Origin of the sequence: Pseudoalteromonas aurantia (assembly GCF_005886875.1) — a bacterium.
Lineage (GTDB): Bacteria > Pseudomonadota > Gammaproteobacteria > Enterobacterales > Alteromonadaceae > Pseudoalteromonas > Pseudoalteromonas aurantia_A.
The window spans coordinates 43,060-69,527 of sequence record NZ_PNBY01000062.1 but is presented as its reverse complement, the minus strand read 5'-3'; the positions used below and the strand labels follow the sequence as shown (position 1 = coordinate 69,527).

General features: G+C 40.8%; 20 protein-coding genes and 3 pseudogenes. 9 read left to right on the top strand and 14 right to left on the bottom strand.

The genetic code is table 11. The annotated features are described in order from the left end of the window. Positions 1 to 143: 143 nt before the first annotated feature. The 5 genes from CWC18_RS13280 to CWC18_RS13260 form a co-directional block, all read right to left on the bottom strand. Positions 144 to 2,339, bottom strand: coding sequence for a TonB-dependent receptor (locus tag CWC18_RS13280; RefSeq protein WP_138675426.1), 2,196 nt, complete (start codon positions 2,337 to 2,339; stop codon positions 144 to 146). 161 nt (positions 2,340 to 2,500) lie between these two features. After that, on the bottom strand, positions 2,501 to 3,391 hold the full coding sequence (locus CWC18_RS13275) for a helix-turn-helix transcriptional regulator (protein WP_138675425.1): 891 nt from the start codon (positions 3,389 to 3,391) through the stop codon (positions 2,501 to 2,503). Positions 3,392 to 3,821: 430 nt separating this feature from the next. Beyond that, positions 3,822 to 4,796: a PD40 domain-containing protein gene (locus CWC18_RS13270; protein WP_138675424.1), complete on the bottom strand. Its 975-nt coding sequence runs from the start codon at positions 4,794 to 4,796 to the stop codon at positions 3,822 to 3,824. A 671-nt stretch (positions 4,797 to 5,467) separates the two neighbouring features. After that, positions 5,468 to 6,088, bottom strand: a complete 621-nt coding sequence (locus CWC18_RS13265) for a glutathione S-transferase family protein (protein WP_138589817.1) — start codon at positions 6,086 to 6,088, stop codon at positions 5,468 to 5,470. A gap of 4 nt (positions 6,089 to 6,092) precedes the next feature. After that, positions 6,093 to 6,767 (bottom strand): type 1 glutamine amidotransferase domain-containing protein, encoded by a 675-nt coding sequence (locus CWC18_RS13260; RefSeq protein WP_138589818.1) that lies wholly within the window; start codon positions 6,765 to 6,767, stop codon positions 6,093 to 6,095. 130 nt (positions 6,768 to 6,897) lie between these two features. Between CWC18_RS13260 and CWC18_RS13255 the strand changes: the two genes are divergently transcribed. Then, positions 6,898 to 7,776 carry a LysR family transcriptional regulator gene (locus CWC18_RS13255; RefSeq protein ID WP_138589819.1) on the top strand — a complete coding sequence of 293 codons (879 nt, stop codon included), beginning with the start codon at positions 6,898 to 6,900 and terminating at the stop codon, positions 7,774 to 7,776. A gap of 16 nt (positions 7,777 to 7,792) precedes the next feature. On the opposite strand, the pseudogene CWC18_RS13250 reads toward CWC18_RS13255, so the two are convergent. Continuing rightward, positions 7,793 to 7,975 (bottom strand): annotated as a pseudogene (locus CWC18_RS13250) (transposase); the annotation flags it as partial. 479 nt (positions 7,976 to 8,454) lie between these two features. On the opposite strand from CWC18_RS13250, the gene CWC18_RS13245 reads away from it, so the two are divergent. The 5 genes from CWC18_RS13245 (at position 8,455) to CWC18_RS21760 (ending at position 11,938) form a co-directional block, all read left to right on the top strand. Beyond that, positions 8,455 to 10,143 carry a serine hydrolase domain-containing protein gene (locus tag CWC18_RS13245; protein WP_138589821.1) on the top strand — a complete coding sequence of 563 codons (1,689 nt, stop codon included), beginning with the start codon at positions 8,455 to 8,457 and terminating at the stop codon, positions 10,141 to 10,143. Positions 10,144 to 10,501: 358 nt separating this feature from the next. Further along, positions 10,502 to 10,672, top strand: a complete 171-nt coding sequence (locus CWC18_RS21055) for a hypothetical protein (RefSeq protein ID WP_171041107.1) — start codon at positions 10,502 to 10,504, stop codon at positions 10,670 to 10,672. A gap of 333 nt (positions 10,673 to 11,005) precedes the next feature. Continuing rightward, positions 11,006 to 11,290: a helix-turn-helix transcriptional regulator gene (locus CWC18_RS13240; protein WP_138589822.1), complete on the top strand. Its 285-nt coding sequence runs from the start codon at positions 11,006 to 11,008 to the stop codon at positions 11,288 to 11,290. Between the two features lie 5 nt (positions 11,291 to 11,295). Continuing rightward, a complete protein-coding gene (locus tag CWC18_RS13235) occupies positions 11,296 to 11,826 on the top strand; it encodes a hypothetical protein (RefSeq protein ID WP_138589823.1) in 531 nt (176 codons plus the stop codon). Continuing rightward, complete coding sequence (locus tag CWC18_RS21760; protein WP_283235298.1) at positions 11,810 to 11,938, top strand: hypothetical protein; 129 nt, start codon at positions 11,810 to 11,812, stop codon at positions 11,936 to 11,938. The genes CWC18_RS13235 and CWC18_RS21760 overlap by 17 nt, the downstream gene beginning before the upstream one ends. A gap of 51 nt (positions 11,939 to 11,989) precedes the next feature. Here CWC18_RS21760 and CWC18_RS13230 read toward each other — a convergent pair. The 4 genes and pseudogenes from CWC18_RS13230 to CWC18_RS13215 all read right to left on the bottom strand — a co-directional run bounded on the left by CWC18_RS13230 (position 11,990) and on the right by CWC18_RS13215 (position 15,506). Next, positions 11,990 to 12,714, bottom strand: a pseudogene (locus tag CWC18_RS13230) (transposase). 44 nt (positions 12,715 to 12,758) lie between these two features. Beyond that, on the bottom strand, positions 12,759 to 13,151 hold the full coding sequence (locus CWC18_RS13225; protein ID WP_138675423.1) for a hypothetical protein: 393 nt from the start codon (positions 13,149 to 13,151) through the stop codon (positions 12,759 to 12,761). A 33-nt stretch (positions 13,152 to 13,184) separates the two neighbouring features. Beyond that, complete coding sequence (locus CWC18_RS13220) at positions 13,185 to 13,709, bottom strand: hypothetical protein (protein ID WP_138675422.1); 525 nt, start codon at positions 13,707 to 13,709, stop codon at positions 13,185 to 13,187. Between the two features lie 147 nt (positions 13,710 to 13,856). Continuing rightward, entirely contained in the window at positions 13,857 to 15,506 is a 1,650-nt protein-coding gene (locus CWC18_RS13215) for a hypothetical protein (RefSeq protein WP_138675421.1), read from the bottom strand. Positions 15,507 to 16,023: 517 nt separating this feature from the next. Between CWC18_RS13215 and CWC18_RS13210 the strand changes: the two are divergent. From CWC18_RS13210 to CWC18_RS21050, 3 genes and pseudogenes are all read left to right on the top strand, one after another. Further along, positions 16,024 to 16,767, top strand: a pseudogene (locus CWC18_RS13210) (IS4 family transposase); the annotation flags it as partial. 188 nt (positions 16,768 to 16,955) lie between these two features. Next, entirely contained in the window at positions 16,956 to 19,799 is a 2,844-nt protein-coding gene (locus CWC18_RS13205; RefSeq protein WP_138675419.1) for a TonB-dependent receptor plug domain-containing protein, read from the top strand. 493 nt (positions 19,800 to 20,292) lie between these two features. Then, a complete protein-coding gene (locus CWC18_RS21050) occupies positions 20,293 to 20,469 on the top strand; it encodes a hypothetical protein (RefSeq protein WP_171041106.1) in 177 nt (58 codons plus the stop codon). A gap of 643 nt (positions 20,470 to 21,112) precedes the next feature. Here CWC18_RS21050 and gcvP read toward each other — a convergent pair. The 4 genes from gcvP to CWC18_RS13185 all read right to left on the bottom strand — a co-directional run bounded on the left by gcvP (position 21,113) and on the right by CWC18_RS13185 (position 26,417). Next, on the bottom strand, positions 21,113 to 24,004 hold the full coding sequence (gcvP, locus tag CWC18_RS13200; protein WP_138675418.1) for an aminomethyl-transferring glycine dehydrogenase: 2,892 nt from the start codon (positions 24,002 to 24,004) through the stop codon (positions 21,113 to 21,115). A 181-nt stretch (positions 24,005 to 24,185) separates the two neighbouring features. Continuing rightward, a complete protein-coding gene (gene gcvH / locus CWC18_RS13195) occupies positions 24,186 to 24,575 on the bottom strand; it encodes a glycine cleavage system protein GcvH (RefSeq protein WP_010362541.1) in 390 nt (129 codons plus the stop codon). A gap of 52 nt (positions 24,576 to 24,627) precedes the next feature. Continuing rightward, positions 24,628 to 25,710: a glycine cleavage system aminomethyltransferase GcvT gene (gene gcvT, locus CWC18_RS13190; RefSeq protein WP_138675417.1), complete on the bottom strand. Its 1,083-nt coding sequence runs from the start codon at positions 25,708 to 25,710 to the stop codon at positions 24,628 to 24,630. Between the two features lie 134 nt (positions 25,711 to 25,844). Next, positions 25,845 to 26,417: a hypothetical protein gene (locus CWC18_RS13185; protein WP_138589833.1), complete on the bottom strand. Its 573-nt coding sequence runs from the start codon at positions 26,415 to 26,417 to the stop codon at positions 25,845 to 25,847. Positions 26,418 to 26,468 lie beyond the last annotated feature (51 nt).

The window sequence follows — 26,468 nt, the reverse complement described above, 5'->3', positions numbered from 1 at the left end:
AAGCATCATTAGAGATGATTTCGATCGTCATGCCCTATCTAACAGAACAGCCACTCAAAAATTAAACTAATCCGTTAATTTAGAGGATGCCTTTTTAATTGGCATTCCCCCCTGTTATTTAGTGAATGACAGGTATTCACTTGTTAAAATTGCCAGTCAAAATCGACACCTATAACTCTTGGGTTGGCTAAAGGTGCGTAATCGTTACCGTCATCACCCAATAAGAAGTTTTTGTATGCGAGTCCTGACGCATAGCGCTCGTTTGTTAAGTTTTTGGCGTATAGACGCACTGACCAATGCTCGGCCTGATAACCCGCTGAGAGCCCCAAGATAAGTTGCTCTTCTCGTGTTACGCTATTGTCTTGGTGTAAAGGCGTCTCACCTAGGGCTTGCATATCGACCCTTGCATACCAATGATCACTTAAGTCATAACTTGCACTTAGACTGATGTCATATTCAGGCACCATTTTAACGTCATTACCTGAGAAATCCTCAGTTGCTGAAAATTGGTACTGACTGTAGCTTGCGTCAACATAACCAAGTCCAGCAATAATGTTCAGCTTTTCAGTTACCTGGGCATTAAGCTCTATTTCAAAGCCTGTACTTTCAATTGCAGCATCTGAGCTCACCAGTACGGTCGATATGATTCGACCTTCACCGTCAGTGAGTACACTATATTCTTGCCAAGAAGCGGCCTCGATATAAAATAACGCAGCTGAAATAAACGCCTTACCATTAAAAATCTCACTCTTGGCGCCTAATTCATACGACCATAGCTCTTCATCGTCATAGTTACCATATCTATTGGCTATTTCAGGTCCCTTGTCGGCGGCAACTAAGTTATACCCCCCAGGTAAAAAGCCCTTTGAAGCCGAGGTGTACAGCATTACATCGTTATCAAAGGTGTAATCTAAAGCAATTTTCGGCACCCAAGCATCACTTGTTGCCTCTCTACTGAGCCCTGGGAAGGTAAATTGGCCAATTTCCCCCATATCTAAAACCCCCGCTTCTTGCGTAATTTTATGCTTTGAATGTTCGTACCTCAGGCCCGTTGTTAGGTTTAAGTTGTCAGTGATTGGCCAGATGGACTGTGCAAATAACGCCCAGCTTTGAGGTTCAAGATGTTGTAGTGATGCTTTAGCATAGTCATCAAAACCTCCTGCCCCAATTAAACTGTATAGCTGGCGACTCTTTTTTTCTTTGGATAAAGCTGTACCGATTAACCAATTCACCCCTGATTGCTCCAGTTTAGAAAGGCGAGCTTCAACATTCCAATAGCGGTTATCTCTTTGCGTGCCGCCCGATGAAACAGGCATAGCGGTTAAATCAAAGTCGGTACCATAGCTTAATTCGTCTTCATTGCGATAGCTCGCAGTGAGGTTAAATGTTAATTCATCAAAGTCGTGTTGCAGAGCAACAGCGCCCCCCCACTCCTCTTCGGTGGTATTTTTCTGCGCTTCATTGGCGAATTCAAAATCACCAATTAATTGACCACCATTAAAAGTGGCGCCATAGGTTTGATTATATAGGTCAACATCAACAGCCGGGAATTCTTGTTCATACAAACCCGGCGCATCAAGCTTGTTATAAAAAACGATAAAATCTAGTTGGCTATTATCACTAGGGTGGTATCTAAACCTACTACTTACGGCAATATTGTTTATCTCTCCTTCTTCATTAATTGAGCTAGAAATATTTCTGACATAACTATCACCTTGTTCAAATTCAACATTAACAATCGCGGTTAAATCTTCGGTTACCCCCCCTGATACGCTGCCATTTACCGTATAAGATTGCCCATGTTCGAAACTATTAACAGATAGACCGAATGATGACTCTAATTCTTGATAAGGGGTTTTGGTTGAAATAACAATGATACCGGCATTGGCATTAGAGCCATATAAAGTTCCCTGAGGGCCGCGTAATATTTCTATTTGATTGACATTGTGTAAGCGCAACATATCAGGATCACGATAGGGTATCCCATCAACATAAACAGCTGTTCGATTGACGATAAAGGGGTTTGATTCTATGCCCCTTATTGAAATATAACTACCACCTACTTGACCTATTTGGCTAATGGAAACATTTGGCGCGTAATCATCTATATCGCGTAACGTCATCATGCCTGCTTTATCTATCATTGTTCGATCAAATACCGTCACTGACACTGGTGCTTCTTGCACCGCTTGGTTCATTTTTGAACCAACAACAATGATTTTTTCAAAATCGGTCTCATCATTTTTTTTATTGCCTTTAATGTCATCAGCGGAAAATACCGCTAAAGGCACTAAGCTAGTGACCAATAAAAGGCTTACTTTGGGTAACCACGAATACATAACTCTACCTCTCAAATAAAAATAAGAATTATTCGTGAAGGGGATAAGTGTTACAAGAGTACCCGTTTCAGAAATCGGGCGTTTTATTTCAGTAAGTGGGCAAGAAGTCAGCGTCTATGACTTTACAGACCTTTTATAACAACCAGACTGAGTTATTTTTGTTAGCTTGGAAGGCTCAGTTTTTTACTTACGCTGCTTGCGGTCACCCCAAAACGTTGTTGAAACTTTTCACTAAAATACGGCAAGCTGTATCCTACAAGGTAGGCAGTTTGAGAAACACTCAGGCCTTGCTCTAGTAAGTTTAGGGCTTTTTCTAATCGTCGGTGCGTCATGTATTGATTAATCGACATGTTGAAGTGCTGACGGAATGCTTGAGTGAGCGAACGCACGTTACTGCCAACTTCCTTGGCGATGGTCTTTAAGGTCATCGGTTCCATTAAGTTAGCCTCAATGTAGTCTCTTGCCATGTAAGCCAGTTTAGTTTTTGGGGTGAACACAGCTAAGGGGACAGTAAAAGCGATCATCACTGATGCTAATAACTCAAAAACACGTGCCTCAGCGATGAGTTTAAGCGCATCTCCTTGATAATGCGATCCGATAGGTGCACAAAGTTTTTCAACAACTGAAATGGCAATATTATTTGATCCTCTAAAGCCTGGCATATCATCAAATTTTTCTGATAATAAAGAAACCTCCTCGGGTACATTGTCACATTGGTGCCAAGGTAAAAATAGCCCAGATGAAATGGTTCGCCCTATTTTTAATGTCGTTGTGCTCTGTTCTTCAAAGCCTTCAGGCTGGATAAAATAACTGGCGAGTGCACCATCAAAGTTTTGATGCCCAGAAGAGGGGCTCATTGTGGTCATCGACGCAATACCAGCCCCAATGTGTATCCCAGCAGGGAGCTGCGTTTCAAAATGAGTCTGTTGAGCGATTGTTTTTCCACTACACCAAAAATTACCAAAGCGTGTGTTGTGGCTATGGTAGTAGTCTGGAGCACGATGATCTAATGCCTTTTCACTCAAGTCGTTAATATTTTTTATTGGGTCCATAAAACAAGTAGCTTAAAGAGGAGTCATTATAAAGCTGAATCGAACTAGGCTTAATATTGCCTTGAGCTTTATTCATAGCATACTGAAGATAGTAACATGAAGCGAGAAGTTACCTAGCACAGTTATTTGGTATTTGGTATTTGGTATTTGGTATTTGGTATTTGCACAATGACTTAAGGAAACCACGTTAATGACACTAAAAAAAGTACCTCATTCCATTGAAGGAAATGACCGCTAAGGCCAGAGCTAGATACTTTGAGATAAAACAAGTTAAGTGCTCTGACATATTTGTTAGCAACAAAAAAATCAAAAAAACAGTTAAATTAGCCTGCTTAATTTAAGCACAATGCAGGACTTAACTTCATTAATTCTCTACTTGACGACATAAATCGTTTAGCCGGCTAATGCGGTTGCTCAGTCGGCTTCTTATTTAAATTTTGCTGCGAAGGTACTTATTTAGCTCTGTGATATCAACACGATAGATATTCATTAAGCCATTATGAATACTTTTTTGTCGCTGTAGCAACGCTTGATAGTCTTTAACGGCCTTCACTTCAGGGTTTTTATCACTGGAGAAAAACAAGGTATTACCGTCAGCAGATAGAATTGGATCTGAGTCCATCGCGCGCGAATTAATCTTTTCACCTAAATTTATCGGCTCTCCCCATTTACCATCTTTTTGTTTAACCGAAACATGTAGATCGTAATGCCCTAACCCCCCCGCTCTAGTCGAGGTGTAAAACATGAGCTTACCATCTGTTGACAGTTCGGGATCCGCATCACTTTTGGTGGTATTAAGCTCGGTAATTTCTATTGGCGCGCCATATCCATCAGGGTGATACTTAGATACAAATAGGTCCATCCCCCCCTTTGCGCCTTCGATAACAGAAGAAAAATAAATATCTTTATTGGTATGAACGGTTGGATAAATAACATTGTGACCACCATTTATTTTTCCGGGCACAAGTTTGGGTTTACCAAATTGATCACCATTAAAGCTTACTTGCCACATTTTGAAGCCGCCTGTACCCGCCCCTTCAACAGGCCTTCGAGAGGTAAAATAAAATATATTACTGTCTTTAGAAAAATAAGGGTTAGTATCGTGAAATTCGCCACTAAATGGCAGTAATTTTGGCGTCTGCCAAGTGTCTCCCAATTTATGTGAAATCACGATGGCACTGTGTTCAAATCGAGCCAACGCCCTAACAAAAGCAAACTTTTTGCCATCTGGCGATAAGCTAGAACCATATTCAAACTGATTAGTTGATACTGTATTCGATGCAAATAAACTCGGCTGTAAGTTTGTTAAGATTGTTTGTAGCTTGTCGTCCGCTTGCACAGACCCTTGAGTGGCAATAGCGGTAAGTAGTAATCCTGCTTTGACAACTGCTTTTTTATTTATCATTACTGCTCCTTGTTATTATCTATAACCTCTTTAAGACAACCTTTTATTACATTAACTTGTTGTGATCGCAAATTTTTTATAAAAATGATGGCAACAAAATGTTCAAACGAAGCAATTAATCAAAGCGAACCGTGTACGTACTAGACTAGGCCTCATTAATTTTGGTTTATTCAAATTTAATGAGGATCAATTTTTCTTGATTTTCAGAGTTTGTAACTATCATCTTGACGCAAATTTGGGAACGTCCATCTCATCAGTCACCTCAATAATTCAATTAAAATCGTTAATTTGCGATAGATATTCTTTTCATTTTCAATGTATGGATGAGCATGTGTTTGTGTCTTTTTGATGTCGTGGGTGTAACCAATAAATAAACATGAAGAGTCACTAGTACAGACGCATGCGTTTTAACCACATACTCTTATAATCATCAGGTTCAACAAACGTAATTAGCCTAGTGTTGCCACGTTGCACAATATGCTGAGAGATATTGGGAAAGTTCAATCGAGGTGAACGTGCCATCACTAAAACGAGTCCACTCGTTTATATTTATATCAGTATAGCAATCAAACATAAATGCATAAAAATCAACAACTCAGACACTCTTTATTTGCCAATAATAACAAAAGGCAGGAAACGCCTGCCTTGTTATTGTTTGCTAGTGGTTGGCGTTAACCAAACTCTCTCGCCTTTTGATACGCGGCTCTGCCTTGCATATTAGCCAAAAACCGACTGATATTTGGCCGGTCATTTACAAGGCCGATCTGAGTCGCAATTTCTAAGGAAATTGCCATCATAATGTCCGCTGCACTAAACTGCTCGCCAGCAAAATAGCGCTGTGAGTTTAACGTTACATCTATGTATGACAAGTCAAGATTCAGCTCTTTTGCGATGTAACCATCTAGTGGTTTTTGTCCATCTCGCTCTTCCATTCCCATCAACATACGCGTAATAACAGGTAACGCTAACGAGCCCTCAGCGAAGTGCAACCACTCCAAGTAACGGTAATACTCTGCTGTCCCGGCCTCTGGTCGCAATGAATTATCGATACTTTGATCAAGAATATACTCAACGATTGCCCCAGATTCTGAGATCAACATACCGTTATGCTCAATAACGGGGGCTTTGCTGAGTGGGTGTACTTTGTTTAGGCTTTTTGGCGCCAAACGCGTTTGTGCATCACGTTCATGATGCACAATTTCATAAGGCATATTAAGTTCTTCAAGTAACCAAATCACCCTCGTCGAGCGTGATTGATTTAAGTGATGAACTTTAATTGGTAAATTCGACATATGCTTAGCCTTGCAGTTGCTTAACTAATGCCACACCCACAGCATGCGCACTCGCTGGGTTTTGGCCGGTAATCACGCGGTCGTCTTCAATGACAAGCTCGTTCCATGGCTGTACTTTGCTAAAGCGCGCCGCTTTTCTTGAAAGCGCTTCTTCTAGTAAAAATGGAATATCATTGATTGTGCCAAAGTCGATTTCTTCCTCACGGGTAAATGCAGTAACCGATTTAGCGCTGAGCAAAGGCTCTCCTGTACTCAAGTTAATTGGCAGTAGTGCAGCAGGCCCATGACATACAGCAGCTAATAATCCACCTTGCTCATAATGTTTAGCTGCAAGTGCCGCAACCGTTTCATTGGTTGCCAAGTCTGACAATAAGCCAAAGCCGCCAGGGTAAAATATTGCATCATATTCGCTGATATCAACTTGTGAGATAGGCAGTGTGTTATTAATCATCGTCTGAAAGTCTTCGTCTGCAAGCACCTGATTATTCACTTCGTCCCCTTCGATATCTGTGCCGTAAATGGGTGCTTTCCCCCCTTTGATCGACGCAATATCAAAATCAACTCCCTGCTCTTTAAACACATTAACTACATGTGTTAGTTCAGGTGAATAGGTGCCATTTACTTGGTCAGTGTTACCTAATGTGGTGTGGTTTGTTACCGGTATTAATACTTTTTTCATGAAACCTGTCCTCTTTGAATAAGAAACTAAGACAATAACTAGATTATATCTTCCCAGAATATTTGATAACCCACACAAACAGTGAAATACTTTTGCTATATAGCAATAATACAATAAAGCGAAGGTGCTAATGGACAGTTTTGAAGGGATATTTGAGTTTGTTGCCGTCGCAGAAAGCGGTGGCTTTTCATCGGCTGCGCGCGTACTCAATTGCAGTACAAGCCATATAAGTCGCCAAGTCGCGCGCTTAGAAGAACGAACCGGCTGTATTTTGCTTGCAAGAACCACACGGCAAATCAATTTAACCGAAAATGGCGCGTTTTATTATCAACAATGTAAGCAACTGATCACGGGGTTGCACCAAGCTAACGAACGCCTTAATCAACAGCAGTTTAATTTAAGTGGTACGTTACGCGTAAGCGCAGCGGGCGCATTTGCCGAACAGTACATTGCACCTGCGTTGATGACGTTCGCCAAACAACACCCGACACTCAATATTGACATTGATTTCAACAGCCGCATGGTCAATTTTGTGGAAGACGGTGTTGATTTTGCCATTCGGTACGGCGAACTAACCGACTCAAATTTAATCGCAAGAAAGCTTGTTAGTCGTTCAATGATGGCCGTTGCAAGCCCCGATTACCTAGAAAAACATGGCACCCCTAATCACCCAAACCAACTAAAATCACATCGTTGTGTGTTAACCAATACAGATCATTGGAATTTTAACATCGACGGTGCAACACAGGGGGTCAAAGTAAAAAGTCATTGGCGCAGTAACAACGCCAACGTGGCTTTATCAGCCTGTGAAAAAGGGTTAGGTATCGCTTACTTACCCGCAAGTACCTTTATCGACTCTATAAACAAAAACAAACTAGTCCCCATATTACAAGATTATTGGGTGACAGGTGCAACAAGCTGGATTGTTTATCAAAACAAGCAATTCCAACCACTCAGAGCAAAGCTCGCCATTGAGTTTTTACTCGCACACTTTAGTAACTGGCAGTAAACACGTTACTTTTTGCATCAATGCAAAATACTTTAGCAAGGGCGAATAATTTATCTTCATCCCATTCTCTGTGGTATTCATAGCCTTGACTTATAAAGGTGCCTTTACCACATAAAAAGGCACGGCGAACACAGCGAGCTATAAAATCGTAGTATTTGGTATCAATTAAACTAACTTGTCTTTTACATGTAATCGCCATAAGAGTACACCTATCTTTTAAGCAGGTTATTTCGAGATAGATCAGAGGTTTGGTTTATTCATGTTTGAATGGGGGTTACTTTTGCAATTCAGCTAGTTAGGACTCTTTATTGAGTTTAATGTCGATTTAAAACTAGGTTCATAATAGATATATTATGGTTTACTTCATCTTTTTCATACTGTTTATGCTTTTGGCGAACAGAGCATGCCACTTCCAGCAATCGACTTTCTCTTCCCCACTATTTCTGTGTGTCGCACTTATCATTTGAATTTGAGCCTAAATTGTGTACAGCGTACAACGTCGAATAACTGATGGCCAATCCATGTATTACTTGGTCTATCACATACCGACTTTAATTATAAAGTGGCAATGTATCTGAAAGATAAAATATTAATTAATACAATCGAATACAGTTTGCCATTTTAAAAGTACACTTATTTTAACTTGATATGCATATTTGGTAATAGGAGTTTAAACATATGCACTTAATTTACTTTACCATGGCTTTAATACTTTCAGTATCGGGCTATACCCATGCTTTTTCTGCAAGTAAAATTAACAACATTATTGATGAAATAGAAGAGATTAGAATTAACCACAACCTTCCAGGGTTATCAGTGGCTGTTGTGAAAGATAATACCCCTTTAATCACAAAAGGTTTTGGTGTATCTAATATACATACAAACAGTTCATTTAATGAACATACACAATTTAGGATCGCATCAATTTCTAAAACGTTTGTGACATTATCTTTATTAAAGTTGGTTGAACGAGACCAATTGAAACTTACAGACAGTATTTATAAGTATCTACCAGATTACGCCCCAAAGACACTTACCCACATCAGCGATGAAATTCAAATAATAGATTTATTGGTTCATCAAAGTGGGATTTCTTCAGCATGGTATGCAGGAGATGAACCTGTGCGCAACGCCATACAAGCATTAGAGCAGTTACCCACCCATATGAGCAAAGACTTCTTGGTATGGGACCGTAACACCGTTCATGCTTATAACAATGCAGCTTATTCTCTTGCTGGGCTTATTGTATCAAGAGTGACAGGTAAGCCTTGGGATGAATTTTTAACAAGTGAATTCTTCGTGCCACTCAACATGCTTAATTCGCTAAGCCACTTGCCCAATAATGTAAACTTACCTCAACTATCTCAAAGCTACTCAATGGGGCAGTTAGAGCAATTATATAATACTGCATTGATACCAGCTGGTGGTATTATTTCTTCGACTGCGGACATGTCAAATTATATGCAGGCCATCTTAGATAGCTGGATATACAACTCACATGCCATTGTGAGTAAAGAGCTTATTCAAGGGATCGGTAAAAAACAGTATGAAATGAGCAAATATGATCAGACTTTTTCAACTGGGCTCGGATTTTATAAAAACAACATAAATGGCCATGAAGGTGTCTCTCATAATGGTAGCTTTCAGGGATTCGAAAGTGAGATGCTCCTTATTCCTTCACAAAATTTAGGGATCTTTGTGTCAACCAATTCAAGAGAAGGTGCTGAAGTGGTGCATAATATTGTACAAGATTTGGCGCATGAATTGACAGTACCAAAGTTAGAAAATGGTTCTCAAATATCAGATAATAAAAATATAGATCACAGCATGAATTTAACTCTCAGCAGTGGTCAATACATAAGTAATGATGTATTGCAGTTGGATATTATTGATAACGATGAACTAGAATTAACGCTTAACCCAAACATGACTTTGTTACTGAGTCGTATTAATGCTCGTCGATTTAAATCTGTCGGGCCTCTACCTCTTGAGATAGAAATTTTTGATGATGAATCAGGTTTTAGAGTCTATGTATTTGGGCAGATCACACCGCCTGTCTATACTAAAATACACAAAACCATATTGACTCCAGAGATTGAACAACGGCTTGGCTTTTATCAACTGCAGGGTGATCAATTGGATTTCAATGATATATTTATCGAGTATCAAAATGATGAACAACTATTGTACGTTTCACCCTCAAACCGAGCTTTTCGTAGGCCTCTAAAAGTCTTATCTAACTCACACTTTCAAGTACAAGGGTATGGCCGTGGGTTTGGCGCTATATTTGAGTTCATGCCAAATGGTAAACTCAATGCCATGGGCTATGAATTCAAAAAACTATCTGATAGTTTATTCTCACAATAGTTATATGGTTTTTTAACCAAAAGCAATATCTAACCTACTATTGAGACTGAATTTTTTAAGTGCTCATTAGTAGGTTACTTGGCTTAAGATCTATGGGTGTGACTGATATGATGATATTGCTAAGTTCATTACATGGGTTTAATGCGTTCTAGGCAGCAATACGTCATTTAAGCTGTACTCTATATTTTGCTGGCTTTGTGTGATCGCTTATTAACTTACACGATAAAAACCAAATCGAGGGAATTGAATTATGAAAATATTAGATAAACACCAGTTAAAACTAGTTCATGGGGGCGACTCTCGTTCTCCAGATCTGCCACGCGAACAATCACAAGAGTGCAAAAAGGAATTTTAAAGCATGAGGAAACTGAGTAAAAATGAGCTTTCAAAAGTGGTCGGTCGAGGGATTTCGTCTCCAGACTTACCTAAAAAGCAAAATACTGTACAACCTGCTGATGAAACAACACTAAAGAAACTTCATTCAATGCATTCAATGGGGTCAGAGTTGTTGATGACCTTTGTGGTTTAGACTAACTCAGTTCATTCAGCTTATGGCCTTGCTCACTTTTTAACTTTTAAAAATTAGTTAGTGCTAAATACTTTCAATGAAGATCAATGACTCTGACCCCTTTGATTTTATGAAATAAACTGACCAGAAAGTAAAAAAGAAATATAAAAAAGAGCGCGTCACTGATGACCCTGTTTTATTTCCCCCTTTGGTTACTTTGATCAGTCTGATTACTCTATTGTATAAAAATCTTTATAAAATACTCAATTTACACCCTGATTGTTAACAAATGATTGCCATATAGTTACTTAGCTGATAGTTTTCGCTTATGGAATAAGGAGTAGGTACAAGCGTGTGATTAAAAGTACAAGAAGGAAAAAAACGAATAATTTTAAGCTGTACGTTCAACGCTCAATCAGACAAATGAGACTCGAAAAAAAATTGACTCAAAAACAATTAGCGGAAAAGTTAGGTGTTGATCAAGCAAGTGTCAGTAACTATGAATCAGGCAAAACTGAAATGACCTGTACTCAGCTTTTTGAGCTGTTTTTAATTTTTGGTAAAGACTTGAGCAATGTATTTGATTTAAAAAATTCGAACATTGAAGATGTACCTATTGAAGAACAAAAAAAGGAATAAATCCAATGTATGATATTTATACGATTGCAGATCATGCTCACCCATTTATAGTGGCTCTAGGGCTGCTGTTTAGTTGGAAAGTTCCTACTGCTCGTTGGTTTTTGCTGTGCTACTTTTTTGTTATCTTATTTAACATCGCTGTATTGCCCATCACCATTCAATGGAATACGCACTACTATATTTCTGAAGCTCTTATTAATATTGTTTTTATATTTCCAATCCTTTATCGTAAGGACTTAGCGTTATTCTTCTATAGCAAAACAGGGATGGAGTTTTACCGTCAAGTATATGAAAAACAAAGACTTTCATCACAAGAGTGCTTGATTGTTTTAATGTTCTTATTGGCGGTTGTTGTAAACCTTATTACTTGGTTTGAAGTGTTAGCATACAAATACTATTGGATCGATAACGCTTACTTTAAGCTCTACTTTAGAGACAACATTATTTTGTTTATTCTGTTAGCTCTATTGGGGTGTTTATTAACTTACACGATAAAAGCTAAATCGAGGGAATTGAATTATGAAAATACTAAATGAATACCTATTAAAACAAGTTCATGGGGGAGGACATTCGAGCTCGCCAGATCTCCCTATTCGTCAACAGGCATTACCATCTCCCCCTTTACCAATTTATAGTACCGGGGGTTAATCATATCAAAGCGCCTTTTTAGGCGCTTTTTGATATGAATATATTTATGTGTCAGAGTCGTTGATTTTTCTCTTTTGACTTTAAAAATGCCTCTGATTTTCTATCTCCTCCTTTGGGAAGAGGAGAGGCTCTTCTACCTGACACTTCCTCAACTTGTTGTTTGAATTTATCATTGCCAAGTACCCACATTTTATCAGTGGCTGTTTTATTTCCCCAAGCGCATATGGCGCAATGTGACTTTCAAATAATGATCGGTATTGTGCTTGCCTCTGCTCTGGTCTAGTACCTAACTGCGCATATAAGTCATGTTCAGTAATAAGCTCGATGACCTTCCCTACAGCATTATGCTGATAGCTAGACCAAGTATATTCAGCAGGGTGCTGAACCATGCCTGCTCTAACAGGGTTAAGCTCAATGTAACGGCTCACAATTAAAAAATAATTGTCACTATCAACTAATGTTGATTTAAATCGCCCTTCCCACAATGTGCCCGTGCGTTTATAAGTTTGGTTAAAATAGCGAACATAATAACGCCCTAAAGACTGTATAAGCTTGCTCACACCATTACTTGTGGTTGGTGTTGCCAGTAAATGAACATGATTAGTCATTAGTACATATGCATGAACTTTAACCTCATACTCTTTGACGTAGTTCTTCAGCTTCTCTAAATAAACAACATAGTCATCTGCTTCAACAAAAGTCACTTGCCGATTGTTACCGCGTTGAACAATATGCTGCGGGATATTGGGAAGATTTAATCGAGGAAGACGTGCCATAACTTAACTAGTCCATTAGTTTTTCGTTACATCAGTGTAGCCCATCAAACACAAGTGAAGCCTAAATCAACGACTCTGACCCCTTTGATCCTACCAAAGTTTTCAGCTAAGCCTGTTCGTGCTGATACAAGTGAACTGTAATCGTCAAATGCTCTATGACTTACGAAAGCATCATTATACCCAGCACCACTGATAGTCCAACCACCATCAGCATTCGCTAAAGTTAAGTCAACCGCACCACCTTTACTCTTAGCTGCTACAACCTCTTGCATGTATTGTTGTGCTACATCTGGGTCAATACTTTGACCTGTATTTTTCGCTTGTTCAATTTGTTGCTTAGTTTTCTGACTGACACCCTGTGTAGCCGAATCTGGAGATTTACTTAACCCTGATACAATCGAATTCCCCAACGCATTGCCAAAGGCATCGGCTAGCAAAAATAACTAGCCGTATTGTGTTAGGTGTTTACCTTAAGTTTTACCTTTCACTTTAAAGTCGACTAAACACACAGTCTTAGATTTATCTGTTTTGTGATAGGTGGAATATGAATGGTAATATCTCATCTTAATATCATAGCCTTCATAAGGCGTAATCAGTTCTATAAAATCACCTTTAAAGCACAGTGGCATGGTAGGGTCTTGTGATCTCAACCAACCTGCTTCATTATTAATATGAAATTCCCCTTTGCTGGTATTCAGTTTTAGGATTGTCCATAAGTCATCCTCACCTCTATTTGTCCTGTTACCCGGCCAAGTTTCTCTCAATATTTCGGTAGAAATAAGCTTCGCTTCAAATGTTTTGACCTTATGAAAGTTATTTATATGCTCATAATTTACATAATTGGCTTTTTTTACCTCATACTTATCACTGTAAGTCGTGGCTTGATACGTTATATAAGCAAAAATACAGCCAATGCATAAAACTGTGTGGTAAGCTTTAAGTTGGTTTTTATACTTTTTATGCTTATAAAAAATAAATACTAATGCAGCTATCAATACAGTACTGATAACACTTGTGTGCATTAATCCTAAATGGATATCTAGCGAACTCGTCATCGCTGGTGAATAAATTGTGGTATAACTTGTCATAGTTTTTGGTGGGCTAAAACACGCCCACCTTTTCCTTTTAATGTTATCGTTTGTTTACTTTGTTAACCATTTGTACTGGGTAAAATGCATGTTTTGGAAACCATATAATAGCTCGCCCATACTACCTAAATCCCACGATGAGTTTCGAGAAGACTGTTGCCTAACAATATGCCCCGAGACACCATAGTTTCTAATACCTGTGATAGGCTTCCTAGAAGAAGACATAAAGCTGGGCCAATCGAAACTTTTAGCCATTTGAACACCATATAAATCTAATTTCGCGGGGTTATTTTTACCAACCCCGTATTGGAGCGGATCTAGATCATAAGTCTTGCCCCTAAATACACCAACACTATTTGGTAGAAATGGAGATCGAGCAGCTGGTATCTCAACGTTCATTCCGCCTGCTAACACATAACCATTTAGAAAATCTTCCGCTCTCATCTGGTCTCCTGTTGCTAGAGACATATCAAATGAGAATGTGTTCTTACGGACAAAACTTTCGAATCCTATGTCATGTGCAAATGCAGTACCGCCAGTTCCATTTGGGTTAAAAGCGATTGTTGCCGCCCCCCCAGTTCCTAAACCTGAAGAGCTTGTGTAGTAGGCTCCAGCTTCAAGCTCTACAGCACCACCGTCTAAATATCCTAACTCTTGATAGATAGGTAATATAGTCGCTGACAAACCCACCTCAAGTAAGTCAATACCAACTTTGCCTAAATCAGCGCCCATACTACCTACACTTTTCATTAAGTCGAAAGTTAAGTCAGTGTAATTATCATGTCTTCTGTAGGCGCTAGACATATCAACTGCGGTATTCCAGATTGAAATACTGCTATTAACAACTGATTGGCCTAAATCCCACAAGTTGTCACCAAATCTAGACCAATTGGGGTTATCTTTTCTCCATTGTTGTGCACGAACAGCCTCAGATTCTCGCCATGCTAAGTAGCCCTCAACATCAACACCTTTGAGTAAATCAATTCCAATCTTCTCACGGTTTCTAACACCCGCAGCATACATCGCTTCACCACGCGCTACACCTTTCGCAAAAGCAGCATCTGCACTTGCTTGAATGCCTGCGATCTGATTTCGGTGCCTATTTTCTAATGCGCTTGCTTGTGACGACAATGAAGCACTTAACCCATTAGCCCTATCAACCACCCCTTGCTGTCTCGAAGCTCTTCTCGCCTCATCGGCCGCAAATTGCTCATTGGCATCAATTTGTTGATTATGATTAATCGCCCACAACATACGGTCAACTGAAGAATCAACACCCTGCATCGTAGTGTTAAGCGAATTGTTTAAGTCTGTTGCAAGTTGTCCGTCAATTTTACGCGCTGTATCCGCGGTGAGTTTTTGACCCATCGCTTCAATATAACGATTGCGGTTATTTTTCTCAGCTTCAGAGCGTTGGATTCCACCTACAATACTATTCCCCAACGCATTGCCAAATGCATCCGTTGCAACATGACCAAAGTTCCAGCTCGCTTGATTACCAAACAATTTATCCGCACCATATCGGATCCCTGATTGTACAATCCCTGTGAGTGGGTTGTCTATTCCCTTACCAATCTCACCCATATTTCCGGGTGCAATGGCAGAAGTCAACGCCGACGCAGCTACATTCCCCCAGCGGAAACTGGCTTGGTTACCCACCAATTTATTTGCTGCAACAGAGCTAATAGCTGATGTAGCCCCCATTACCGTCTTGCCAGCTGTTTTGAGCGTTTTTAATCAATGGGGTCAGAGTCGTTGATTTTAATCAATGGGGTCAGAGTCGTTGATTTTACTCTTTCGATTTTAACCATTCCCTGATTTCAATCTCATAACGAAATTTCGCAGCGCGAGGAAGTGAACGCATGGATGCCGACAGGCAGAAGCTTCATGGGTGAATTTTTGTACGTTACTAAATTGAAATACTTGCCGCCCCTTGGTTGCTGTCGCCAACGCGACAAAGAGTTCAATTGAAGACAGGTGGTGAACAAAACATAGATTCTGAAACAAGTTCAGAATGACGAAAATGTTCAAAAGTCGCGATATAAAATCGCTGCTACCTAGGTAGATAAAGCCAAAAATATTCAAACCCCACCCACATAAAAAACCGCCTTAATGGCTTAAGGCGGTTTTTAAAAATCTAAGTCGGGGATTAGCCCGACCTATACTCAATTACTCTGCATAAGTCTCGAACAATGGGGTCAGTGTCGTTGATTTTCTTAAAAAATTAGCACAAGTACTGCCGCGAGATTGTCAGCCTATTATTGTTACGGATGCCAGTTTTAAAACACCTTGGTTTCGCAGTGTATTAGCACAAGGTTGGGACTGTGTTGGTAGAACCCGTTTGCCAAATTTCTATTCTGTTGACGATGAAAACTGGCAATGTATTACACACGTTTACAGAAAAGCGACACTACATGCTCAAACATTTATTGGCTACATTACTCGTAGTAATCCCCTAAAGTACCAGCTTGTTGTCGACAAGCAAAAAGCGAAAGGTAGAAAAGCACTCAATCGTTCGGGAAAACCAAAACAATCAAAGCATGCAAAAGTGCATATTAAGTCTGCTAGGGATCCATGGCTTATCTCTAGCTCACTTCCTTATTCACGTAACTCTGCAATTAAGCAAGTCAATATTTACCAGTTACGAATGCAGATAGAAGAAGGGTTTAGAGATATGAAAAGTCGGCGTTTTGGTCAAGGGTTCACATACAATAAAACAACCGTTCAAAGCCGTTTATTCTTGCTTGTATTGCTCACCACCTTAGCACACTGGTTTCTTATGATTTTAGGCATGACGGCTAAACTTAAGAATAAGCATAGACAGTATCAAGCTAACTCTTTAAAAGCAGGCAACATACTGTCATTACAATTTATTGGTCAACGTGTCGAGGTAGATAGAGGCGAAAGGCTGTGTATGCGAAGCTGCTTAAATGCAATTATGCAGCTTCGAAAATGTGGCAGTTAAATATGATTATTAAAACGTATAATTATTTCGTGGGGATCGTACAGACTCTGCCCCGATTATTACAATTAGGAATATATAGTTCAAAAATAATATTTGACAACATGAATATTATTCATTTGTTAATAAAATTAACTTTAATTACATTTGTCCCCATAAATTCACAACAACAATTATAACAAAGGGTTCATATGCGTTTTAAATTATCACCTATCCAGAGTGCTTTATCCGCCTCATTATTTTTTATGCCACTTGCTAATACTTATGCAAATGATGACACTGATAAAAAAGATGTAAAAGAAGTCGAGCGAATAGCTGTCACCGGCTCTCGCTTAAGTAGGCCAGAACTTACATCCTCTTTACCTATTACCAGTGTTTCAAGTGAAGACATTGCCTTGAGTGGATTATCCTCTATTACAGATATTTTCACCCGATTACCAGCAATGAATGGGCATCAAGTCTCTATCGATGAAAACTTTGGGGCTGATGCAAGAAACAACGATGGCAGGCAAAAAGTTCAATTAAGGGGGTTAGGTTACGCACGGACGCTCAATCTGTTGGATGGGGTCAGAATGGCGGCAGACACAGATGGCTCTGTTGATGTCTCTGTTATCCCTACTACGATGCTGCAACGTGTTGACATAAAAAAAGGCTCAGCCTCAGCAATATATGGCTCAGATGCAATAGCAGGAGTTATTAACTATCAATTGTTAAAAGACTTTGACGGTATTAAAGTCAATGCCTCAACGGGAATAAGTGAATACAACGATGCGCCAACTCATACATTTAGTTTTGTTGGTGGTAAAAGCTTTAATAACAGTGGATTCACAATTGGTGCTGAAGCAAAAAAGATAGGTACATTTAATCGGGGGAATCGAAGCTTTTACGACCCGGATCGCCGCGATCAAAAAATGCGGGGGGGGTTTGAAGGAACAAATTGGAATAGTATCTATAGTCCTGATGGTAACTTCACCTATGCCGAATGTGATCAAGATACAGCTACCGCAACTTATCACATGTTACACAGAAATAACGGGACTCAAGGCAGTAGTCTATCTGATTTTTCACCCTTTTCTGCAACCTATACTGGCAAGGCTGGAGATAAATGCTGGCAATTAGAAGATCTCGCCCAAGCAGAAGCTGAGAAACAATATAAAGAGGCTCATGGTTATAACTTCCAAAGTGAAACACTCGATGCATCAAAAAGAACTGAGTTCAGTATTTTACTCAATTCTTATTATAACTTTTCTGATTCATTAGAGGGCACTTTTCAACTTCTTTATGCTAATAAAGAAAACTATGCGCAAGAAGCCGCCGCTGTTGTTTCAAATTTATTTGTAAGTGCAGACAATAAATATAATCCATTTGGCCGTGATGTCAGAATGAACCGTCGTCTTACTGACATAAACAAACGCAACACCACAACCAATATGACACCTCTTCATGTTCGCTTTGGATTAAATGGTGAGCTGTCAGAAAGCTGGACTTGGTCGACAGATCTTGTTCACAGTAGCTACAAAGCAAAAACCGATTACCCGACAGCACTTAACAGAACATTATTACAAAATAGCTTCGGCGGCCCTGAAGCATGCTTAGCAGCAGATAATTGTACTGAGCTAAATCCCTTTCTAGACATTGAAGATCTAAACAGTCAATTACCTGAAAATATTATGATTGATGGTATTTGGACTGAGCATGAAGCTATCACGAACACATTTAACTTAAGTGCTGTTGGAGAAGTGTATGAGTTACCTGCAGGTACAATCCAGGTAGCTATTGGGGCAGAATACAGAACCGAAGAAGCCAGCAATGAATTTGATAAGGTAAGAGGCCAATACAAATTGGTCGGAAACTTAGGTCAAGAAGACAGTAACCTGCCACCCAAACGTAAAATTAAAGAGGCATATTTTGAAGCCAGCTTTCCGATCTTAAACGATGCTTTTCTGGCTGAGTATCTCACTTTAGATGTGGCAATGCGTTATTCGAGCTACAGTGACTCTGGCTCATCAAGCACCCCTTCGTTTAATGTGTATTGGAAACCTGTTGAGGAACTTTTAGTAAGAGCAAACTATTCAGAGGGCTTTAGGGCACCGACTTTATTTGACTTATATCGTGGTCGAGAGGTATTTACTGACAGGTGGTATTCAAACTCCTCTGATCCTTGCAGTAAAAATGGGTGGGAAGATCTCCCCTTGTGTCAAAGCTTTGGTGGAAAAGTAGCCGAGGCAGCCCCATATGAATGGGGGTTTGAAATGGGTGGTAATGAAAACTTAAACCCCGAGACTTCTACATCTCGTAACTTGGGTTTTGTATGGACACCTGATTACATAGCCGGTCTGACCGCAACTTTAGATTTTTGGAAAGTGGATATTGAAAATGCACCAGAGCGTTTAACTCGAGTGATGCTACGCGAAAATGCACGCACAAATGGTGAGTTATTTGGCGATCTTATTCAACGTAATCCAGAAACACATGTACTTGAATATTATAAAAGTATAATTATTAACATTGGTAAAACTCGTACTCAAGGCTACGACTTAGATTTAGATTATGCGTTTCCTGAAACATCAATTGGTAAGTTTAGGGTCACCTATTCTTTGGCAGAAATAACACTAGGTGAAGATCAATATTTAGGTGATGAAGAATGGACACCCTCTATAGGCCGATATAACAACTTAGAAACCAAACAATCCTTTGGTATTCATTGGAAGAAAGACAAATGGACGTCTTCATTTACTGTCGCTTATGGCAGTGAGGCCTTCAACTCATATGATGATATTGAGCTAGATTTAACAGACGTACCAGAAAAAGATAAATATAGAGTTGAAAGGGAGTATGCACAGGACTGGTCACCCTCTTATGATTTAAAAACGTTCAATGTAGGATACGATCTAGATGAATACGGCCGTTTTAATTTAACAATTCAAAACCCTTTTGGTGAAACTCCCCCATTTTTAGATGTTGCAAGAGGATATGATCGCGGACCAAACCCCAGAGGCCGTTATTACACACTATCATGGTTTAAAGAGTTTTAATTTTTAACTAAATGGTATATGTGTCGGTAAGGCCATTTAAAGTTTAAATGGCCTTTATGTATGTACTTTAAGAAAAGGGGCCAGAGTCGTTGATATTCCAACTATAACAAACACATCTTAAAGACTCCTTCATCGCGTCTGAAAATAAGTAGTTGATGAGTAATACACTCGCATGACGGGATTTTTTGCCCGACAAACGCAAATACGCTTCAAGCTATGCTGATATATGGATGTGCCTTCATGGCGTTTACGTTCACATCAATTATTTATTTGAAGATCAGCATGATAATGGAGCGCTGGGTGCAGAGAGGGGCCAACAGCCGTCCCTCTTTGATTGCTGTCGCCAACGCGACAAAGTGTCAATTTAGAGGTAATAGTTGATGACCAAAAAGTACTGATACAAGTGGTTTATGGATCCTGACCTTCGTCAGGAAGACGATATTGATATAAATGCTGCTTTGAATGGATCCTGACCTGCGTCAGGAAGACGATATTGATACAAGCTCTGCTAAGAATGGGTCCTGACCTACGTCAGGAAGATGACATTGATACAAGTGCTGCTAAAACCTGCACCAGAAAGACGATATTGATACAAGCTCTGCTAAGAATGGAGCCTGCTCTGCGTCAGCAAGACGATATTGATTCAAGTGCTGCTAAGCATGGATCCTAACCTGCGTCAGGAAAACTAAATTAGTACAACTTGCTGTCGCCTATATTCTTACTAGAAACACCGCGCTTACAGATAACACCACTCCCCCTTCTATCACGCCTGAAAATAAATAATTGATGAGTAATACACTCGCATGGCGGGATTTTGTTCCCGACAAATCCCAAGTACCTAAATCCCTATAGGCAATGCGCTTCAAGCCATGCTGGCACATGGATGTGCTTTCATGGCGTTTACGTTCACATCAATTATTTATTTGAAGATCAGCGTGATGGTGGGGCGCTGGGTGAGTCCAGAGAGGGGCCAGCGGCCGCCCCTCTTTGGTTGCTGTCGCCAACGCGACAAAGGGTTAATTTAGAGGTAATAGTTGATGACCAAAAAATACTGTTACAAGTTGTTTATGGATCCTGACCTTCGTCAGGAAGACGACATTGATACAAGTACTGCTAAGAATGGATCCTGACCTTCGTCAGGAAGACGACCTTGATACACGTGCTGCTAAGAATGGATCCTGATCTGCATCAGGAAGACACAATTAAAATACCTACTTCTATTTAACAAGCCACAAAAAAGCCGCTTTGATCACTCAAAGCGGCTTTTAAATTTAAGTAGAGTTTTGGCGTAAAGCCCAACCTACCTCACTCAATTACTCTGCATACGTCTCTATCGGCAGACATGAGCAAATTAAGTTACGATCACCTAACACGTCATCAATACGTGTAACTGTTGGCCAGAACTTGTCTTTTGCTACACTTGGTACTGGGAATGCCGCGTAGAAACGGTCATACGCTCGGTTCCACTCATTGCCTAGTACGTCAGCTTGGGTGTGCGGTGCAAATACCAATGGGTTGTTTTCGATAGACCATTCACCAGAGATAATTCTGTCTACTTCGCCCTTGATAGAGATCATGGCTTCAATAAAGCGGTCGATCTCTACTTTAGATTCAGACTCTGTAGGCTCAATCATCAATGTGCCCGCTACTGGGAACGACATAGTGGGTGAGTGGAAACCATAATCTTGTAAACGCTTCGCGATATCCATTTCTGTGATACCTGACGTTTCTTTGATTGGACGTAAATCAACAATACATTCGTGTGCAACACGGTTGTTTTGACCACGGTACAAAATTGGGTAATGCTCACTTAGCTTGTCAGTTAAGTAGTTGGCATTCACAATCGCCATTTCAGTTGCTTGCTTTAAGCCTTCAGAGCCCATCATCGTGATGTATGCCCATGAAATAGGTAAAATGGCCGCTGAACCGTATGGTGCTGCCGATACTGCGCCATTGCCTTCAGTCGTACCAGGCACGTTAATTACGCTGTGGTTCGGCATAAACTCTGCTAGGTGTGATTTAACCCCTATTGGGCCAACACCTGGGCCACCGCCACCATGTGGAATACAGAATGTTTTGTGCAGGTTAAGGTGCGATACGTCAGATCCAATTGAACCTGGGCTAGTAATACCCACCTGTGCGTTCATGTTCGCGCCATCCATATATACTTGGCCGCCGTGCTCATGCACGATGTTACATACTTCTTTGATGCTTTGCTCGTAAACACCGTGTGTAGATGGGTAAGTAACCATGATACATGATAGGTTTTCAGCGACATCAGCGGCTTTCGCGCGTAGGTCATCCATATCAATGTTACCAAGCGAGTCACACGCAACAACCACTACTTTCATGCTGGCCATTTGTGCTGATGCTGGGTTTGTGCCATGAGCTGAACTAGGAATTAAGCAAATATTACGATGCCCTTCGCCACGTGACTCATGGTATTTACGAATCGCAATAAGACCCGCATATTCACCTTGTGCACCAGAGTTTGGCTGTAGTGATACTGCGTCGTATCCGGTGATGTTTACCAGCCACTCGTTAAGCTCGTTGATCATCACTTGATAACCTTGCGCTTGATCAAGCGGGCAGAATGGGTGCATTTCTGCAAATTCAGGCCATGTTACTGGGATCATCTCTGCTGTCGCATTGAGTTTCATAGTACATGAACCTAATGAGATCATAGAGTGGTTAAGCGCTAAATCTTTATTTTCAAGACGCTTAATATAACGCAGCATTTCAGTCTCGCTGTGGTACGAGTTAAAGTTAGGGTGCGTTAAAATTTCATCGTCGCGTACTAGGCTTGCAGGAATACCTGTGATGCCATCAGCAGCAACCTGAGAATCAAGTGCGTCTACATCAAGACCATGGCCTTCACCTAAAATAATATCAAACAACTGTGCTACGTCGGCACGAGTGGTTGTTTCGTTCACTGAGACTGAGTATTCACCGGCATAGTTAATTGCAAAGTTTACCTCTGCTGCAATTGCACGGGCGACTACCGCATCTTTATCTGCGCTTACCACTGTTAGCGTGTCAAACCATGTGTCATGCTTCAGTGCAACGCCTTTTGCTTTAAGGCCCGTTGCTAAAATGCTGGCAAAACGGTTAGTACGCTGCGCAATGGTTTTTAGCCCTTGTGGACCATGGTACACCGCATAAAATGCTGCCATGTTGGCAAGTAAAACCTGCGCTGTACAAATGTTTGAGTTGGCTTTTTCGCGGCGGATGTGCTGTTCACGTGTTTGCATTGCCATACGAAGTGCATCGTTACCTAAGCGGTCTTTTGATACACCAATAATACGCCCTGGTAGTGAACGCTTGTATTTGTCGCGTGTTGCGAAGAATGCAGCATGTGGACCACCGTACCCCATCGGTACACCAAAACGCTGTGCAGAGCCAAGCACCACGTCAGCACCTAGTTTACCTGGCGCTTTAAGTAGCATTAAGCTCATGATGTCTGCGGCCACACAAGCTATCGCTTTTTTGTCTTGTACTTGTGCGATCAGGTCTTTAATGTCAACCACTTCACCCGTTGTGCTTGGGTATTGGAATAGCGCCCCAAAAATCTCATGATTTACGGCGTCTGTTGCTGGGCCAACAATGATGTCAAAACCAAACTGTTGTGCACGCGTTGTTACTACGTCAATGGTTTGCGTGTGAACGTCTTCAGCAATAAAGAATGCATTGGCTTTTTTCGCTTTAGACACGCGTTTAGCCAGTGCCATCGCCTCTGCTGCTGCCGTAGATTCATCTAACAATGAGGCTGACGCCAAGTCTAAACCCGTAATATCAATGGTAAGAGTCTGGAAGTTAAGTAATGATTCTAAACGACCTTGCGCAATCTCTGGCTGATAAGGTGTATATGCCGTGTACCAACCTGGGTTTTCAAGTACGTTACGTAAAATCACGTTTGGTACATGTGTTGGGTGGTAACCCTGTCCAATGTACGACTTGAATACTTTGTTTTGGCTTGCAACCGACTTTAAGTAGCTCAGCGTTTCAACTTCAGTACGGCTATCACCGACTGTTAAACCTTGCTCTAAACGGATAGCTGCAGGGACGGTTTGACCGATCAGCTCTTCAACACTCGATACTTCAAGAGCAGCTAGCATATCGCTAACTTGCGCTGGGCTAGGCCCAATATGGCGGCGAATAAAATCTTGCTTTTGCTCTAACTGTTCAAGAGATTTGGCGTTTGACATGAGTCCAGATTCCTATGATCCAAAAATATAAATAATATTTACTGCAATAAACCAACGGGGTTTATATTGGTCTATGGTAATCAATTTTAAACAGCACACAGCAAGGATAATGGCTTGACTAAAGTGTGCGTTTGAAAACAATAAAAGCCCCGGTTGGGGCTTTTAAAAACTCACTCGGCGATTAATCTTCGTCGATTGAGTTTGCGTAACCTTCTGCATCTAACAGGTTACCTAGCTCAGCTTCATCAGATGCTTTAACACGGAATAACCAACCGTCGCCGAACGCGTCGTTGTTTACCGTTTCTGGTGAATCTTCAAGGTCTTCGTTAATAGCAACGATTTCACCAGTGATTGGTGCATAGATATCTGATGCCGCTTTTACCGACTCAGCTACAGCACAATCTTCACCTGCATCAACTTCATCGCCAACTTCTGGTAATTCTACGAATACCATGTCACCTAAAAGCTCTTGAGCGTGCTCAGTGATACCTACAGTATAAGTACCATCACCTTCGGCGCGAACCCACTCGTGTGAAGACGCGTACTTTAACTCGCTAGGAATATTGCTCATTTTTTGTTCCTTTGGTTCGGTTTTTTAGGCGGCGCACCGCCCTATTATAATATTAAATAATTGACTTGCCGTTACGTACGAAGCTTGGCTTCACTACTTTAACGTCAACTAGCTTTTTGCGCATTTCAACCTGTGCTGTTTCACCAGTAGAGCGAGGTACACGTGCTAAAGCAACACTAAAGCCAAGCGTCGGAGAGAATGTACCAGAAGTAATAACCCCTTCGCCACCTTCTACGATAACTTTAGAGCCTGCACGTAACACGCCTTTGCTCTCTAGCACTAAACCAACTAGCTTATCTGTGCTTTTGTCTGCACGTTGTTGCTCAACCACTTTACGGCCAATGAAGTCACGCTCAGCAGGTTCCCAAGCAATCGTCCACGCCATGTTTGCAGCCAATGGCGACACAGTGTCGTCCATGTCTAAGCCGTACAAGTTCATGCCCGCTTCTAAACGTAGCGTATCTCGTGCACCTAAGCCAGCAGGAGCAACACCTGCATCTAATAATTTTTGCCAAAGGTCCGCAGCACCGTCATTGTGTACCACAATTTCATATCCTGCTTCACCCGTGTAACCTGTGGTAGCGATGAATAAATCCCCCGCTTGCACACCAAAGAATGGTTTCATACCTTCAACAGCAGCATTTTGCTCCGCATCTAAAACCTCAGCCGTTTTTGCTTTGGCATTTGGGCCTTGTACTGCAATCATCGCATACTCTGGGCGTTCAGTTACTTCAACTGCATAACCTTCAGATACTGCTGCAATGTGTGCCAAATCTTTTTCACGCGTTGCTGAGTTTACAACTAGGCGGTAATCCGTTTCAGTGAAGAAATAAATGATAAGGTCGTCAATAACTCCCCCTTCTTCATTTAACATGCCAGTGTAAAGAGCCTTACCTGGAACAGTTAACTTCGCTACATCATTAGCAACCAGCTTACGTAAGAATGCTTTGGCATCGTCGCCTTTCACATCAACAATAGTCATATGAGATACGTCAAACATACCGGCATCGGTACGTACCGCGTTATGCTCTTCAATCTGTGAACCATAGTTAATTGGCATATCCCAACCGTGGAAATCCACCATTTTCGCGCCAGCTTCAATGTGCTTTGCATGTAGTACTGTTTTAGAAGTCATATCATTCCTTCACTGTCATATTTGAACTTATAGAGTATGCGCTATAAGTCTTGCCTCAAAGTGAGGTGGGGTTAATTCAATAGTAACAAGGGCCGCAAAATCGCCTTACTAGCCCCTATTCTTTAATCTGTTTGTTAGTTTAGGCTAAAGCCTTGTTGCTGCAATACGCCTTGCCACTTTTCAAGTGTTGGCTTTAGCGCAATAAGCTGATATTGCTGTTCACCGCTTTCCAATAATGAGGTAACAAACACCTCACCACTTTGTCGACCATAGCAGGCTTGCTCGTCAGATATACGAATGCCCGGCGTTAGCTCAAAGCTGCTCACTAAGGTGTCAAACGCTTGTTGACCACTGAGCGTGCTCACATTTAAGTCATCTCGCACCACCAGCTCAATATCATAGTCATGTTCATGCTGACCGATTAAAGCTTTAAATGATGTAACCGACTCCACATCAACAACAAAGCGATAGGCCGTTTCGCTAAAGTAATAAACGGCAAAATATTCACCACTTACTAATTGACCTTTGATGCCCAGTCCTGGGGCCATCAGTTTGTTTAAGTTAAGCCCTAGTACTTGATTTAAAAATGGCGTAGTTTCAAAACCACTAAAATCTAAAATAACTAGGTTATGTGTAGCAACCATGCTATTGGCTGCAGGCGCTGTGCCTTGGCGATGTTTAGCAAACATTGTAGGAGCAAAAGTCATTGCTACACCTTAAATAAAATTTCATTGACTGTGAGTATATGGGGGCTGATA

Coding starts and splice junctions, on each gene's coding strand:
- CWC18_RS13280 (WP_138675426.1), bottom strand. CDS start 2,339: ATGTATTCGTGGTTACCCAAAGTAAGCCTTTTATTGGTCACTAGCTTA.
- CWC18_RS13275 (WP_138675425.1), bottom strand. CDS start 3,391: ATGGACCCAATAAAAAATATTAACGACTTGAGTGAAAAGGCATTAGAT.
- CWC18_RS13270 (WP_138675424.1), bottom strand. CDS start 4,796: ATGATAAATAAAAAAGCAGTTGTCAAAGCAGGATTACTACTTACCGCT.
- CWC18_RS13265 (WP_138589817.1), bottom strand. CDS start 6,088: ATGTCGAATTTACCAATTAAAGTTCATCACTTAAATCAATCACGCTCG.
- CWC18_RS13260 (WP_138589818.1), bottom strand. CDS start 6,767: ATGAAAAAAGTATTAATACCGGTAACAAACCACACCACATTAGGTAAC.
- CWC18_RS13255 (WP_138589819.1), top strand. CDS start 6,898: ATGGACAGTTTTGAAGGGATATTTGAGTTTGTTGCCGTCGCAGAAAGC.
- CWC18_RS13245 (WP_138589821.1), top strand. CDS start 8,455: ATGCACTTAATTTACTTTACCATGGCTTTAATACTTTCAGTATCGGGC.
- CWC18_RS21055 (WP_171041107.1), top strand. CDS start 10,502: ATGAGGAAACTGAGTAAAAATGAGCTTTCAAAAGTGGTCGGTCGAGGG.
- CWC18_RS13235 (WP_138589823.1), top strand. CDS start 11,296: ATGTATGATATTTATACGATTGCAGATCATGCTCACCCATTTATAGTG.
- CWC18_RS21760 (WP_283235298.1), top strand. CDS start 11,810: ATGAAAATACTAAATGAATACCTATTAAAACAAGTTCATGGGGGAGGA.
- CWC18_RS13215 (WP_138675421.1), bottom strand. CDS start 15,506: ATGGGGGCTACATCAGCTATTAGCTCTGTTGCAGCAAATAAATTGGTG.
- CWC18_RS13205 (WP_138675419.1), top strand. CDS start 16,956: ATGCGTTTTAAATTATCACCTATCCAGAGTGCTTTATCCGCCTCATTA.
- gcvP (WP_138675418.1), bottom strand. CDS start 24,004: ATGTCAAACGCCAAATCTCTTGAACAGTTAGAGCAAAAGCAAGATTTT.
- gcvH (WP_010362541.1), bottom strand. CDS start 24,575: ATGAGCAATATTCCTAGCGAGTTAAAGTACGCGTCTTCACACGAGTGG.
- gcvT (WP_138675417.1), bottom strand. CDS start 25,710: ATGACTTCTAAAACAGTACTACATGCAAAGCACATTGAAGCTGGCGCG.
- CWC18_RS13185 (WP_138589833.1), bottom strand. CDS start 26,417: ATGACTTTTGCTCCTACAATGTTTGCTAAACATCGCCAAGGCACAGCG.